Source organism: Gemmatimonas sp. (assembly GCF_041689975.1).
In the GTDB taxonomy this organism is placed as follows: domain Bacteria; phylum Gemmatimonadota; class Gemmatimonadetes; order Gemmatimonadales; family Gemmatimonadaceae; genus Gemmatimonas.
In genome coordinates this window covers 1-13,494 of sequence record NZ_JBDNFF010000223.1, presented here as the reverse complement: position 1 = coordinate 13,494, position 13,494 = coordinate 1, and the positions used below count along the sequence as shown (strand labels likewise).

The 13,494-nt window shown below is 63.9% G+C and carries 16 protein-coding genes and 1 pseudogene; 2 read left to right on the top strand and 15 right to left on the bottom strand.

Going from position 1 to position 13,494, the window contains the following annotated elements; translation table 11 throughout:
• The 9 genes from ACESNG_RS14025 to ACESNG_RS13985 form a co-directional block, all read right to left on the bottom strand.
• Positions 1–557: SCO family protein (locus ACESNG_RS14025; protein WP_373069455.1), on the bottom strand; the 557-nt coding region annotated here is incomplete at its 3' end.
• Positions 557–1,138 (bottom strand): cytochrome c, encoded by a 582-nt coding sequence (locus ACESNG_RS14020; protein WP_373061161.1) that lies wholly within the window; start codon positions 1,136–1,138, stop codon positions 557–559. The genes ACESNG_RS14020 and ACESNG_RS14025, both read right to left, overlap by 1 nt.
• Positions 1,135–1,752 (bottom strand): cbb3-type cytochrome c oxidase subunit II, encoded by a 618-nt coding sequence (locus ACESNG_RS14015; RefSeq protein WP_373061160.1) that lies wholly within the window; start codon positions 1,750–1,752, stop codon positions 1,135–1,137. The genes ACESNG_RS14020 and ACESNG_RS14015 overlap by 4 nt, the downstream gene beginning before the upstream one ends.
• The gene (locus tag ACESNG_RS14010) at positions 1,749–3,428 is read right to left on the bottom strand and encodes a cbb3-type cytochrome c oxidase subunit I (protein WP_373061159.1); all 1,680 of its coding nucleotides are present in this window, start codon (positions 3,426–3,428) and stop codon (positions 1,749–1,751) included. The genes ACESNG_RS14015 and ACESNG_RS14010 overlap by 4 nt, the downstream gene beginning before the upstream one ends.
• Positions 3,429–4,490: 1,062 nt before the next feature.
• The gene (locus ACESNG_RS14005) at positions 4,491–4,841 is read right to left on the bottom strand and encodes a DoxX family protein (protein ID WP_373061158.1); all 351 of its coding nucleotides are present in this window, start codon (positions 4,839–4,841) and stop codon (positions 4,491–4,493) included.
• Positions 4,842–5,189 (bottom strand): DoxX family protein, encoded by a 348-nt coding sequence (locus tag ACESNG_RS14000; RefSeq protein WP_373061157.1) that lies wholly within the window; start codon positions 5,187–5,189, stop codon positions 4,842–4,844.
• Between the two features lie 23 nt (positions 5,190–5,212).
• Positions 5,213–5,626 (bottom strand): fasciclin domain-containing protein, encoded by a 414-nt coding sequence (locus ACESNG_RS13995; RefSeq protein WP_373061156.1) that lies wholly within the window; start codon positions 5,624–5,626, stop codon positions 5,213–5,215.
• 152 nt (positions 5,627–5,778) lie between these two features.
• On the bottom strand, positions 5,779–6,198 hold the full coding sequence (locus ACESNG_RS13990; protein ID WP_373069457.1) for a DUF2306 domain-containing protein: 420 nt from the start codon (positions 6,196–6,198) through the stop codon (positions 5,779–5,781).
• 320 nt (positions 6,199–6,518) lie between these two features.
• Positions 6,519–6,947 (bottom strand): hypothetical protein, encoded by a 429-nt coding sequence (locus tag ACESNG_RS13985; protein ID WP_373063322.1) that lies wholly within the window; start codon positions 6,945–6,947, stop codon positions 6,519–6,521.
• 300 nt (positions 6,948–7,247) lie between these two features.
• Here ACESNG_RS13985 and ACESNG_RS13980 point away from each other — a divergent pair, with 300 nt between their 5' ends.
• Both ACESNG_RS13980 and ACESNG_RS13975 read left to right on the top strand, forming a co-directional pair.
• On the top strand, positions 7,248–8,048 hold the full coding sequence (locus ACESNG_RS13980; protein WP_373069453.1) for a TetR/AcrR family transcriptional regulator: 801 nt from the start codon (positions 7,248–7,250) through the stop codon (positions 8,046–8,048).
• Between the two features lie 183 nt (positions 8,049–8,231).
• Positions 8,232–9,230 carry a DUF1259 domain-containing protein gene (locus tag ACESNG_RS13975; RefSeq protein WP_373063318.1) on the top strand — a complete coding sequence of 333 codons (999 nt, stop codon included), beginning with the start codon at positions 8,232–8,234 and terminating at the stop codon, positions 9,228–9,230.
• A 63-nt stretch (positions 9,231–9,293) separates the two neighbouring features.
• On the opposite strand, the gene ACESNG_RS13970 is transcribed toward ACESNG_RS13975, so the two are convergent.
• The 6 genes and pseudogenes from ACESNG_RS13970 to ACESNG_RS13945 form a co-directional block, all read right to left on the bottom strand.
• Positions 9,294–10,853, bottom strand: a complete 1,560-nt coding sequence (locus ACESNG_RS13970) for an ATP-dependent DNA helicase RecQ (RefSeq protein ID WP_373063316.1) — start codon at positions 10,851–10,853, stop codon at positions 9,294–9,296.
• A 24-nt stretch (positions 10,854–10,877) separates the two neighbouring features.
• A pseudogene (locus ACESNG_RS13965) lies at positions 10,878–10,973 on the bottom strand (fasciclin domain-containing protein); the annotation flags it as partial.
• 95 nt (positions 10,974–11,068) lie between these two features.
• Positions 11,069–11,554: an N-acetyltransferase family protein gene (locus tag ACESNG_RS13960; RefSeq protein WP_373063314.1), complete on the bottom strand. Its 486-nt coding sequence runs from the start codon at positions 11,552–11,554 to the stop codon at positions 11,069–11,071.
• 15 nt (positions 11,555–11,569) lie between these two features.
• Positions 11,570–12,550 carry an NADPH:quinone oxidoreductase family protein gene (locus ACESNG_RS13955; protein ID WP_373063312.1) on the bottom strand — a complete coding sequence of 327 codons (981 nt, stop codon included), beginning with the start codon at positions 12,548–12,550 and terminating at the stop codon, positions 11,570–11,572.
• Between the two features lie 5 nt (positions 12,551–12,555).
• Entirely contained in the window at positions 12,556–12,972 is a 417-nt protein-coding gene (locus ACESNG_RS13950) for an acyl-CoA thioesterase (protein WP_373063324.1), read from the bottom strand.
• 44 nt (positions 12,973–13,016) lie between these two features.
• A partial coding sequence (locus ACESNG_RS13945; RefSeq protein ID WP_373069451.1) for an iron-containing alcohol dehydrogenase occupies positions 13,017–13,494 on the bottom strand: 478 nt, incomplete at its 5' end.

The window sequence follows — 13,494 nt, the reverse complement described above, 5'->3', positions numbered from 1 at the left end:
GGAAGGATCGCCACCAGTCGCCCATCGGGGTCGACCACATGCAACGCCGCGTTGTGCACGAACCCGTTCACGCCATCGTCGATCACGCGTACACCGAACGCCTGCAACACCGCAGGCAGCGCGTTTGAATCAGCCACGGTCGCGATGGTCCAGATCGCGGGATCAGCATGCATCATGTCCGCATACGGCCCGAGACGCTTGGGTGTGTCCCACACCGGATCGAACGACACCGACAGCAAACGCACCTGCGATTCCAGCCCGCGCGCACGGATCTCCGCCTGCAGCGACTGATACACGCCACCGAGTGCGCTGCACACGGTGACGCAGCGCGTGTAGATGAAATCGACAATCGTGCTGCGCCGGTCATCGCGCACCGTGTGCGCTGCGCCATGCATGTCGAGCAGCCCGATTGCGGGCACGGTCACCGGCGTCGCGGCGACAGCGAGCGCGCGCGCCGTATCGGTGGTGAGCGCCGAGAAGCCGCGCGTGGCCGTACCGAGCATGGCCACCACGAGCGCCGCGGAAACGGCCAGCCCGATCGCCGCGCGCGCGGCCACTACTTTACCGACTCGAGCTCGGCACCGCCGGCCCACGTTGTCACGCGCGACGCGGTGGCCGCGCGCTCGGCCGCCACCAACTCCGCACTAATGGCCGACGCCTGATTGCCGAAAGCACCGCGCACGTAGGTCGCGACCGCCGCCAGCTCTGCGTCGGACAACATCTTCCACGAAGGCATCAAGCCGTTGTACGTGGTACCCAACACCTCGATCGGCCCCTGAATACCATGCAATAAGATCTGCACGAGACGTTGCTCACTGCCCGTCACCCACGACGAGCCGGCGAGCGGCGGAAATATGCCGGTCAGTCCGGCACCCGATGCCTGATGACACGCCGCACACTTGCCGGCGTATACCTGCGCACCATCTGCGCGAGCGGATGCAGGAGCTGCGGTGAAGGCGACCGCGGTGCGTGCGTCCCCAAACAGCGGGCTCACGTCGGTGCTGGTGCGGCTCAGATACCACGCACCCCAGGCCACACCGATCACCATCATGGCGATCAGCAATCGCGGAATCGGTCGGACCTGCTCATCGGGGTCTTCATTCTCCCGTTGGCGCGGCGGCAATCCGTCGCGTGTCATCGCATCCTCCGTTTACGAACCGAGGGATCAACCGGATAACTGTGGTCGAGCGACAGCAAGTAGTCCACGAGTCGCTTCGCCTCCTCCCGCGCGACGATGCGCACGCCGGTGGGTGCCACACCCGGTGGCAACAACACTTCCACGTCCCCCGTCTGCAGCGCCCCGCGACGCTCGGCGAAGAGAAACGGAAACGCCGGCATGATGGACCCGGGCGAATACGCCCGCGGCTGATACAAGTGTCCGAGGTGCCAGTCGCGACTGGGCTGCCGCACCGCGATGTTGAACAGGTCAGGACCGGTCCGCATGGTGCCGAGGAGGTGCGGCTTGTCGCGCACATAGTCGTCCGGCACCGAGGGGCGCCCCCATCCTCGCTGACCGTCGGGGGCGATACTTGGATCACGAGGTTGCTGCGAATGGCAATATATGCAGCCGTTGGCGATATAAACCGCGCGGCCCGCCGCCTGCGCATCGGTGTACGCGGCTGGCTTATCTGATCTGGACGTGCTTTCCGTGAGCACGTACGGCATCACCACCAGCGCCACGATGGAAAAGGCCACAATGGCGAGTGCACCGGCAATGAGCCGTGTGACATCCAGTTCCCGGTCGCGCTTCATGCGACACCGCCTGCGATCGCTGGGCTACCTACCGGCGTGCCGGAACGACGACGCAGCAGCGTGGCGCCTCCTCGCTGGCGGCCACGCCGCATCAGCATCATGGCCACGTGCACGGCGAACACCAGATGACCCAGAGTCATAAGCGTTCCGCCGATCGTTCGCACCAAGAGGTACGGCTTGGTGATGTTGACACTGTCCATGAACGGCCGCGCCGCATCCAGCATGGCAAGCCCCTGCAACCAGCCGCCTATGGTGAGTCCCACGAAGTAGGTCGCGAAGCCGCCGATCACCAACCAGAAGTGTGCGCTGATCAGCCGCGCCGACGGCCATTCCCAATCAAGCACGCGAGGCAGAATGAAGTAGATCGACCCGAACATGACCATCGAGAAAAATCCGTACAGGCCGAGGTGTGCGTGGGCCACCGTGTAATGCGTGAAGTGCGTGACGGTGTTCACCATGCGCAGCGACTCGATCGATCCCTGCACCGACGCCAGCGTGTACATCATGCCACCAAACACGACGAAGCGCAGCGTCGGTGAGTGACGGAGCGCGCCCAGGTGTCCCCACGAGGTGCGATGCTGATTGATGGCCACTGCGGTCACCGGCACGATCATCATCATGCTCTGTACAATGGAGAGCGAGATGAGCCATCCCGGCACCGGGCCGCCGATAAGATGATGCCCACCCACTTGGCTGTAAAAGAACGCGAGTGTCCAGAAGCCGATGAGGGACAAATTGTAGGAGTGGATGGGCTTCCCCAACACCTTCGGGATGAAATAGTAGATGGCGGCGAGGCCGATCGGTGTGAACCACAGGCCAAGCACGTTGTGGCCGTACCACCAATTCATCGCCGCCTGCTGGACGCCATAGTGCAGGCCGGGCCAGTTGGCCACCGTAAGCAGGATCGGGAGCCAGATCAGGCCAGCTGCGATGTACCACACCGACACATACAGGTGCTCCACGCGGCGATTGCGCAGCGTGCGCAGCAGGGCGACCCCCATCATCGTGCCACCAATCACCATGGGCACGTCACATTGCCACGGGAACTCGAGCCATTCCAGACCAGCGCTGTGACCAGTGAGAATGGCGATGATACCGGCGCTGACGCCGAGTCCCCAGAGCAGGGCGCCCACGGCCGCCGTTTTACCCCCGACCAGCGGCGTGCGCAACAGCCGTGGCATCAGCCACAGCGCCACGCCAAACGCCGCGAGACTGCACCAACCGTAGGCCACGGCATTGAGGTGAGCGGGGCGGATCCGCCCGAACGTGAGCCAGGCTTCGCCGACGAGAACGTCCGGGACGTGCAACTTGATCGACGCGAGCAGACCGAACATCGACGCCAACACCAGCCAGAGCACGGCGAACCCGATGGAGAGCAGCACCGGCCAGCGTCCCGATTCATCCTGCTGCGCTCGCTCGTCGGCTTCTTCGAGCGAGAGGATAGAGAACTCGCCGGTATGTCCCGTGCGGTTCATCGTCTCCTGCAGATCGTCCTGTGCGTCCGCGGTTCGCGCCGCGGGCTCTTCGATCAGGCCGACCTCTTTGGCGCCGAAGATCACGCGGCTCGCGGCGTCAGCCGAACCGAACAGCCCCTTGGACATCGACCAGATGAACAGCAAAAGTCCACCCAGTGACGCCACAAACGTGACCACCAGCAGGACAATCGTGTACGACATCGACGACAACTCCAGTCAGGGATTGAGGCTGGCAACGATCACGGACGATCCACGTCGCGACATCGTGGCGCAGGAATGCCGGCGTTCCGCCGTTATGGGATAAACGTGGCGGAGTGAGCTGAAGATCCCGACGTACCGCAATCAGTAACGCATCGGCGCTCGCCTAGCGGCACTTTCGCAAATCTCGCGTCCTGCCACGGCCAAGTTTCACGAGTTTTCACAGGAGAATCCTGTCTCCTGCCGCTCACGAAAATGCAACTTGAAAGAAGTGGCGACATCAGCCCGTTAGTGACCGGTTGCCTCGGCGGCACGGCTGAACTGATCACACAGAGGAAAAGGGCTCTTCGGCGTTTCGTGTGGGTGATTCTCGGCCCCAGCGGCCCGCTGCGTTGCCTCACCCAATTCCGAAGAGGCAAATAAATGACGGTGCCGTTGTGTAGCGACCTATCGGCACGAGACCTCTGCGCCTCTGCGTTCTCCGTTTCTCTGCGTGATCAGTGCTCGGTCTACCCGAGCATCGCCGCCGGTGATCTGCCGCCGAACGGATCACTCGTCGACGAACCGTCGGCTGAACTGATCACGCAGAGGACGCGGAGGCGCAGAGCACGCAGAGGAACAGTCCAGAAAGCATGGTTCTTCGGGGTTGACTGCGGGTGAATATCGAACCAAATGCCCGCTGTGTTGCCTCTCCGAAGATGGCCGCTACCATGCCGCGGCCCAAGGCCAGCAACCTGAAGAACCACGCGCCGCATTGCCCGCTGACCCATCAGCCTCTTCCCGACGCCCTGTGGTGTGTCCGTGCGTTGCAGCGGCCGGTCGAGGTGCCCCGCTTCTCAGGCGAGTCGGCTGAGATTCACCCACACGAAACCCCGAAGAGCCTCTCTTTTTCTCTGTGTGATCAGTTCAGCCGCGCCGCGTGTTCAACGTGAATTTCGCAGACAGGAACGCACCGTCCTTCAGAGAGGGATCGGTCAATTAGCACCGTATTCTTCTGTAGGCGCCGAAGGGGATATTCAATAGGGGAAAGGCAACAGTTTATGGCCAAGAAATGCGAACGTACCGCTACGGGCGCATCCGATGCCAGGCCTCGATCGCCACGTAGCCGTTCACGACAAAGAAGCCAAGTGCTGGCAGGGTCTGCAGAAGACTGTCGCGAACGCGCAGACGCACGCCCACGCCAAGCGCCATCAGTACCGTCAATCCTGCCGACGCGAGAAACAATAGCGGCGTATACCAGAGTCCAACGAGTATCCCGGCGCCACCGCACACTTCGAGCACACCGGTGAGTACACGGAAGTTCGCCAGTCCAAACCGCTCAAACTCCCGCGCCATCGCGCTGGATTGCAGACAGCTCAGTCCATACACGAAAAATGACAACCCCGAGAGGAGCGCCAACGCATTGCCGAGCACCATTCAGATAACGACTCCGTACGCCGACAGCGCTACATACACACACAACACCAGCAAGGCAAACGACGGCATGTACTTGACCAGCGAATGCCGAACCTTAAAATGGAAATACTGGGCGCTCAACATGAGTCCGCCCATCGTGACCGCCGCTGGAAAGACCAGCGCTGGGAACCAGAGTCCGGCCACCAACAGCGTGGCCGCAGCGATCTTGGTGGCACCCACGAGGTTGCGTACGAGATCCGGAAGATGATACTCCCGAAACTCCCGCTCCACGTTCGACAAACGTGCCACCCAGACAACGAACACAGACAGCGCGATTACGAGCTGCGCGACTGCGACTGTGATTCCCATTGCCTCGTCTCCGGTTAGGCGAATTATGCCGGCGGCAGAATCACCGCGTCAATCACGTGGATGACGCCGTTCGTGCATTCGATGTCGGTCGTGACTACGTGCGCCGAACCGTTCAGCTTGACACCGCCGTCGGTCGTCACGCGAACCGTCGCACCGTTCACGGTGGCCACATCCTGTCCGTCGAGCGTAACCACAGCTGCGGCCATGACCTTGCCCGCGACGACATGATACGTGAGGATGGCGGTCAACTTCGGAATGTCAGCAAGGAGTGCCTCGACCGTGCCGGCCGGCAACTTCGCAAAGGCTTCGTCGGTCGGTGCGAAAACCGTGAACGGGCCCTCGCCCTTCAGCGTCGGCACAAGGCCGGCCGCAGTCAAAGCGGCAGCCAAGGTGGAGAACGTGCCAGCGGCGACCGCAGTGTCGATAATATCGTGCATCGTCGAAAGTTCCTTGAAAAGAGAAAACAGCTGTGGGCAATCCACACGCGAGGGACCGGACGACGCTCGCGCGCCACGTCACATCCCCTACGGCAAAGGTTGAAGCGTCGCGGACTCGCTGAGGTTCCAAGAACTCTCGACGACCGTTCGTGTCAGGCTAGGTCATCGGCTGGTAGAAGTGCGACCAGCCCGCCTGAATCCAAGCGGATGACGCGACGGGGTGCACGGATGACCCACTCGGCCACCAGCACATTGATGATCCATCCGGCGGCCATCATCAGCCCCCGCGGCAGTTCACCGGGCTTCTCGTTGGACACGAGAAACCACGGCAAGTGCGTGAACACCTGAGTGCCAGCGCCCAGCCCGATCGCATATGCGCGAGTCATCCAGCGACCGTGCGCCGCGAAATTGCGCTGCCGAATGGCGTTCACGGGCAGCATGAGAAATAGCAGCATCGCCGATCCGAACACGAGGCGCTCGAGATAAACCAGTTGACCATCGCCGGGCGGCCATGGATGGTGCAGCGTCATCCATAGTCCCGTGGTCGCTACCAGCAGTCCGCTCGCGACCACCAAGCCGCCGGCGACGCGGTGCTATCCGCGCCGTCGATGACGGAACCCCTCGGAGAACTGCAACGCACCCAGCATGCTGTACACGAGGGTGGCGACAATGTGGAGCAGGATCGGGAACGGTGAGGCGAAGAACCTGGCATTCTCTGGCGTGATCGCAGCACGGCCGGAGGGACCGCGAGGGTACCACTCACGAGCTCGGCCGCGGGAACCGCACCAGCGAGAGCGGGCACGAGGCTGAGCGTGGTCAGTCAGAGTGGGATGCCCCAGTCGGCTCGGGTGCGTCGCATGTTGCGCTCCGCGGCCTGTGCGCTCGTCACGCGTCAGTGACCGCTGGTGTGGCGCCGGTTGAAGCGCACGCCGGCCATGAGCATCACATCGTTGCGCGTGGCGGACGTGCCGCTGCCCACCAGCGGCTTGAAGCCGGTGGCGTAGTCACGCACTTCCAGGCGCACGGCGACGCGCTTGATGCCGAGCTCACCGCCGGCCGCCACGTAACCCGCCAGATTGTTCATCGCGTCCACCTCGAGTTTGCGGTAGTTGTAGCTCCGCGCGCCGGCACCCGCGCCGACGAAGGGACTCAGCGACACGGTACGATCGGCGAACCACTGCTCGCTCCGGAACTCGACGCCGAGGTCGGCGGCGAACACGTCGAGCTTCGGGGTGTTCGCCGCCAGGCGGTCACGACTGCGCGCCCACCCAACGGTGCTGGTAACGGCGAGGGCGGGGGTGCTGAGGCGCGTCAGCTGCACCGCGCTCAGCTGCCCGTCCTTGACGTGGTCACACTGCGCGCCAGTGGCGACCAGCGCGCCGTTGGTGAAGCGCAGCTCCCAGGGCGACGGCGGCGGTAGATGAGATCGACATGAGCTGTTCCTCTGGATTTGATGCTGCGGTCCGCGTCATGAACGCTTCCGTTCGTGCGGTCCATCTATTAGTGTACGGCATACACCGTATGTGTGTATTATATACACAGTTCAGGATTATCAACAGTTTTCCTGTGAGGCGACATGGCGGGACGAAAGAAGTCGGAGCCGCAGACACGGAGCGGACGAGTGACGAAGGCAGCACCCGACGTATTGTCCCACGACGTCCTGATGCAGGCCGCAGTGCGGGTAGACTCCGAGTTGCGGTGGCGGAGTCAGCTTTTATGGGATGACCGCGCGCAATCCACCCGCGGTCCGAAAGCGTCGCTGACGCCGGACGAGGTGGTGCAGGTGGCGATGCAGTTGGCCGACGAGGACGGACTCAGCGCCGTGACGATGAGCGCGGTCTCGGCGCGCCTCGGATTCACCACGATGGCGATCTATCGGTACTTCCCCAGCAAGGAGGCGCTCCTCGACGCGATCGTCGATGCGGGCATGGGACTTCCGCCACGCGCGCCGACGTGTCGAGGCGATTGGCGGAGCGAGCTGGCGCAGTGGGCGCGTGCCAAGCGCGCGATGCTCTGCGCGCGACCATGGCTGGCGGAGCTTCCGTTCGTGGCGGCGCCGCACGGACCGAACTGGCTCAGCTGGCTCGAAGCCGTCATCGACTCGCTCGCTGGCACCGGACTGGATTCCGCCGACATGGGCGAAGTGCTGAGTATTCTCGACGGCTACACACGCGGGGCATCGGACACGGCCACCTCACTGGCGCGTGCGCGCGCGCGCGGTCTTTCGGCTGCGCAATGGGCGGCAGAAGTGGGTGCGGATCTCGGGCGCGCCATCGGCGATCCGCGATTTCCGCACTTCGCGGCACTCCTGACCACGCCGTCGACCAAACCGACCCGCACAATGGACGAGTCTTTCGAGTTCGGGCTCGCGCGCGTGCTCGACGGCATCGAACGCTACGTCAACGCGTCGAAACGTGCGTGATCTCGTTTTCCAATCCGGCGCTTCGTGTATTTCCGGGATGCACGACACGTTCGATGCCGCAGCGGCACCGGTCCGAGACGCCATACTGCGCCCGACGCCGCTGGAGCGCCTGCGCACGACGCTCGTTCTGAGATTGTAACTTCAGACATGCCGACGCGACCTTACTCTCTTCCGTAAGCGATCATGCGTATCCTCCGCTCGATCCCACCCATCCCGCTCGCGTCAGGTGTCGTGACCACCGTGTTCGGCGCGTTATTCGTCGCCGTCACGATCGGATGCCAATCGGCCAGAAGCACGACGACGCCTCCCTCCGCCGCGCGAACCGCTCCCGGCAGCCCGGCCCCCGACTGGAAGGCCGTAGACGCGGCGATGGGCCGCCCAGGCGTCGCGCAACCGGGTGACGTGCAGCGGTACAACTTCCCACGAGGTGACTTACACGTAGTCGTAAGCGACCAAAGTGGCGACGTGACGCTCCGCCCGACGATGGCGTTAGGAGGCTGGATCGCCATGCACGGCACCGGAGCCGGCAACTCCGTCATGGCGATGGGCGACATCGTGCTCACCGAGAGTGAACTACCCGCCGTGATGTCACGCCTGCAGCAAGGGGGTGTGGAGCAGACCGCCGTACATCACCACGTGATGCGCGAAACCCCGCGTGTGCTGTACATGCACGTCAGCGCGCACGGTGACGCGGTGAAGATCGCCGAGACAGTACGTTCAGCGATTGCACTCACCAACGCTCCCGCCACGACGCCAGCCCCCTCCTCGAGCGCCGCTGCACCGGGTATCGATCTGGATACATCGAGTGTGGCGACGGCGCTCGGGTACACCGGTCGCACGAACGGCGGTGTCTATCAGGTGAGCACGCCCCGCCCCGAGACCATTCGCGAACGGGGCATGGTCGTGCCGGGATCGATGGGCCTCGGGACCGCGATGAACTTCCAACCCACTGGGGGCGGCAGGGCGGCGATCACCGGCGACTTCGTGCTTCTTGCTACCGAGGTGAACCCGGTTATCCGCGCGCTGCGTGGCGCGGGTATCGAGGTGACCAGCCTGCACAATCACATGTTGAACGACGAGCCACGACTGTTCTTCATGCATTTCTGGGCGATCGGCGATGCGGTAGTTCTTGCCCGCGGACTGCGTTCAGCGCTCGACAGCACGGCGCAGCGCGCGCGATAGCTCGAGTGTCACGTCGGTGGTCGCCCGCCGCGCCCCCAACGTGGACTGTCCAGCGCGCCGTGCTCACCCGCCCCGCAACACCTCGAGAAACGCGGCACCGTAGCGCTCCAGCTTTGCCTCGCCTACACCCGGCACCTGGAGCAATTCACGCGGACTGCCCGGCCGACGCGCCACCATCTCGAGCAGCACCTTGTCGCCGAACACGATGTACGCCGGCACCCCCGCTTCATCGGCGAGTTCGCGTCGAACCGCGCGCAGCCGCTCGAAAAGATCGCGTTCAGCGTCGTCGAGCGTCGCGGCGTCGGGGCCGCGCGAGGTGCGCACGCCGGCGGTGACGGCCGCACGGCGGCCGCGTGCCGTACCGACCTGCGACGACACCAGTTCAGCAATACGCTCGTCGGTGCGATGGCCGGTACACACATCGCACGAGCGCTCGCACGACGTGATCACTTCGTCGAAATGCGCCACGAGTGCCTGATGGCGGCAACGCGAGCGTTCCACGAGATCGAACAACGCCACCGTGGCCAGTCGCGTGCGCTCGCGCACACTCGCGTCGTCGAGATTGTCGAGAAAGCGCTCGTGCAATTTCACATCAGCCCACGAATAGAACATCACGCAGTCGCTCGGCAAGCCATCGCGACCGGCACGGCCGATCTCCTGATACCACGACTCAATATCCTTCGGCATGTCGCGGTGAATTACGAAACGCACGTTGGACTTGTCGATGCCCATCCCGAACGCCACGGTCGCCACGATCACGTCGATGTCGTCGCGCTTGAACGCTTCCTGATTGCGCGCCCGTTCGTCAGGTTCGAGACCGGCGTGATACGGTAGCGCACGGACGCCCTGCGCCGCGAGGAACTCCGCGGTCTGATCCACGCCTTTGCGGCTTTGGCAGTACACGATGCCGCTCTCACCATCGTGCGCGCGAATGAGCGCCAGTATTTCCGCGCGCGTGTTGCCACCCTGCCCTTTCTTGCGCGTCGCGATCTGCAGGTTCGGGCGAAAAAACGAGCCTTTGAAACCGGCCGGCTTGCGCATGCCGAGCTGACGCAAGATGTCGAGCGCGACCCGTCGGGTCGCGGTGGCGGTCAGCGCGAGCACCGGCACATCGAGCTGCTCCTTGAGCCCCTGCAGTCGGCGATACGACGGGCGGAAGTCATGCCCCCATTGGCTGATGCAATGGGCCTCGTCCACCACGAGCAGCGAAATCGGACAACCGCGCACGAAGTCGCCGAGGTAGCCGTCGAGCGCCTCAGGGGCGAGGAACACCAGTTCGTATTTGCCGGCGCGAAACGCGTCCATGCGCGCGCGTCGCTCGTCGAAGTCCAACGTGGAGTTGATCGCCGTGACCGAGAAGCCGAGGCCCGCGACGGCGTCCACCTGGTCCTTCATGAGCGAGATGAGCGGCGAGATCACCAGGACCGTCCCCTCGAGTAACCGTGCCGGGAGCTGATAGGTGAGCGACTTGCCCGCGCCCGTGGGCATCAGGGCAATGCAGTCCTTGCCGGCCAGCACCGCGTCGATGACTTCGCGCTGTCCTGGACGGAACTCATCGAAGCCAAAGACATCGCGGAGGACGTCTTCGGGGGTACGTGACGTGGCGGAGTGACTGGGCGGCATGCTCCTGACAACGTAATGGATCTACGCGTTGGTCGGTGCGAACATGGTGAACGGGCCCTTGCCCTTCGGCGTTTCGACCAGTCTCGCAGCCTTCGCGGCAGCGACAAGCATGGTGTGATCCGTTACGTGGCGTTGGGCGGGCAGCCGTATCGACTGCGTTGTGCGAGGGCTACGCCTCACCCGGATCAGCGAATTCATGCGGGGCACGACGGGTACTACAAGTCGCGCGTCAACTCGATCATGGTCGGCCGAAAGCCGTGACGCGCAAACAAGCGCTGTGCACTTTCGTTACGCGCGGCCGTGGAGAGGACCACCTGCGTTGCGCCGATCTGCTCGAGCGCCGCCATGGCGGCCTGCAGCAGCAAACCACCTACTCCACGACCACGGGAGCCGGAATCGACGACAAGATCGTGCAGTGCACCGGCCGGCCCGCGCAACGCCATGTAGTCGACGCCTTCCAGACTCCCCCACGCGTAGCCACATATTTGGCCATCGTAAAGGGCCACCAGGACCACGGTATTCGACTGTCCGAGCCGGCTACCGAGATACGACGCGTAGCCGCGTTCGGTCTGCGCCGTGACCGCCATGAACCGCGCGCGGTCGAAGTCGTGATGCGTCTGCATGAGGTGCACAGCCAGACGGCCGAGAGCCGGGAGATCGGCCGGCGTGGCGGCGCGGATGATGACGGCGGTTGGATCCAAGGTGGGCCTCTTTGGTCAGTGAGTCGGGACGACCACAACCTTCCCTACCACTCGTCGCTCCAACATAGCGCGTAGCGCCACAGCGCTCTCATCGAGAGCGTAACGCGCGCTCACCACCGGCGAGATCGTACCATCCACCACCCAATCCATCAGCTGCGCGAGGTGTCGCGCATTCGCTACCGGCTCGCGCTGCTCGAACGATCCCCAGAACACACCCACCACCGACGCCCCCTTTAGCAGCGGCAGATTGAGGGGCAGTGACGGAATCGCCCCACCGGCAAAGCCGATCACGAGGTAGCGCCCACCCCACGCAATGCTGCGGAATGCGGGCTCGGTGAGATCACCACCCACGGGATCACAAATCACGTTTGGTCCGAGCCCGTTGGTGAGCGCCTTTACACGATCGCGCAGCGATTCGGTGGTGTAGTTGATCACTTCATCGGCACCATGCGCGCGGCACAGCGCCGTCTTCTCGTCGGTACTCGCGGCGGCGATCACGCGCGCGCCGAGCGCCTTGCCGATCATCACGGCAGCGAGCCCGACGCCACCGGAGGCGCCAAGCACAAGCAGCGTTTCTCCTTTGGCGATCTGGGCGCGATCGATCAGTGCGTGCATCGCGGTCCCGAAGGCCAGCGGCAGCGTGGCGGCTACGTCGAACGACAACGCTGCGGGAAGGGGCGTCGCGGCTGACGCCGGCGCGCACACGCGCTCGGCGAAGGCGCCCGTTCTCGTGAGTACGACCACCCGCTGTCCCACGTGCAGGTGGTTCACGCTGGAGCCCAGCGCAACGACCACACCAGCCGCTTCACCACCGGGGGTGAACGGCAGCGGCGGACGGACTTGATACTGCCCCATCACCATCAGCGCATCAGGAAAGTTCACGCCGGCGGCGTGCACCTCGACCACGATCTCGCCGGCCGCGGCACCTGGATCAGGGACGGTTTCGACGGTGAGCGTTTCAGGCTGGTCGAACGCATTACAGATGACCGCACGCATAGACATCAGCTGGGAGAAGACGAAATCGGTGATGCAGGGGACACGCGTAGGGTCTCGAGCGCCTGCCGTATTGTATCAGGAATAGCCACCGACGTGCGTGATGCGCGGTTCACGTACACGTGCACGAAGTGGCCGGTGGCCGCCGGCGACTCGTCATCGTTGCAAAAGAGCGCCAGCTCGTATCGTACGCTCGATCGTCCGAGATGGACGACTCGGATACCAGCCGTCACCCGATCCGGGAACATGATCGGCGATGCGTACCGGCACTGCGTTTCCACGACAAGACCGATGGCCGCGCTGCCGGCAATGTCGAGAACTCCCTGTTCGATCAGCCACCGGTTCACCGCGGTGTCGAAGAAGCTGTAGTACACCACATTGTTCACGTGACCATACGCATCGTTGTCCATCCACCGCGTGTCCATCGTGGTCAGGTGCGCATAGTGCGCGCGCGTTTCGGTCGTCCTCGTCACAACGCCTCGCGGTACAGAGCCAGCGCCTGGTCGTAGTTCACATCGCGGCAATTGTTCACCAGCAACCGCTGCCCTTTCATGGCGTCGATCGCGAGGCCCGGAAGGTCAGCTTCAATCACCCCCAGCTCCCCGAGCGTGCGCTCGAGACCGAGCTCACCCACGATGGTGGCCATCGCATCCACGAACGCGCGCCCGCTGGCGGTGCGATGCCACGTGCGCTCACCCGCCCGCACAGCATCGGAGAGTTCGCGATACAGCGCGTCTGCCTCCGTCAGATTGAATTCGAGGACTGGCAGCAGCATCAGTGCATTGCTCAACCCATGCGGCACGTGAAACTGTCCGCCAAGCGGATAGGCGAGCGCATGCACAGCGCCCACGGGCGCGTTGGCAAAGGCCATGCCGGCCAGCATCGACCCCTGCAGCATGGCGCGACGCGCCGTGAGGTCGGCGCCGTTCTCGATGACCGTACCGATG

Coding starts and splice junctions, on each gene's coding strand:
- ACESNG_RS13995 (WP_373061156.1), bottom strand. CDS start 5,626: ATGCACGATATTATCGACACTGCGGTCGCCGCTGGCACGTTCTCCACC.
- ACESNG_RS13975 (WP_373063318.1), top strand. CDS start 8,232: ATGCGTATCCTCCGCTCGATCCCACCCATCCCGCTCGCGTCAGGTGTC.
- ACESNG_RS14000 (WP_373061157.1), bottom strand. CDS start 5,189: ATGGGAATCACAGTCGCAGTCGCGCAGCTCGTAATCGCGCTGTCTGTG.
- ACESNG_RS14015 (WP_373061160.1), bottom strand. CDS start 1,752: ATGAAGCGCGACCGGGAACTGGATGTCACACGGCTCATTGCCGGTGCA.
- ACESNG_RS13950 (WP_373063324.1), bottom strand. CDS start 12,972: ATGGACACGCGGTGGATGGACAACGATGCGTATGGTCACGTGAACAAT.
- ACESNG_RS14020 (WP_373061161.1), bottom strand. CDS start 1,138: ATGACACGCGACGGATTGCCGCCGCGCCAACGGGAGAATGAAGACCCC.
- ACESNG_RS14005 (WP_373061158.1), bottom strand. CDS start 4,841: ATGGTGCTCGGCAATGCGTTGGCGCTCCTCTCGGGGTTGTCATTTTTC.
- ACESNG_RS13970 (WP_373063316.1), bottom strand. CDS start 10,853: ATGCCGCCCAGTCACTCCGCCACGTCACGTACCCCCGAAGACGTCCTC.
- ACESNG_RS14010 (WP_373061159.1), bottom strand. CDS start 3,428: ATGTCGTACACGATTGTCCTGCTGGTGGTCACGTTTGTGGCGTCACTG.
- ACESNG_RS13955 (WP_373063312.1), bottom strand. CDS start 12,550: ATGCGTGCGGTCATCTGTAATGCGTTCGACCAGCCTGAAACGCTCACC.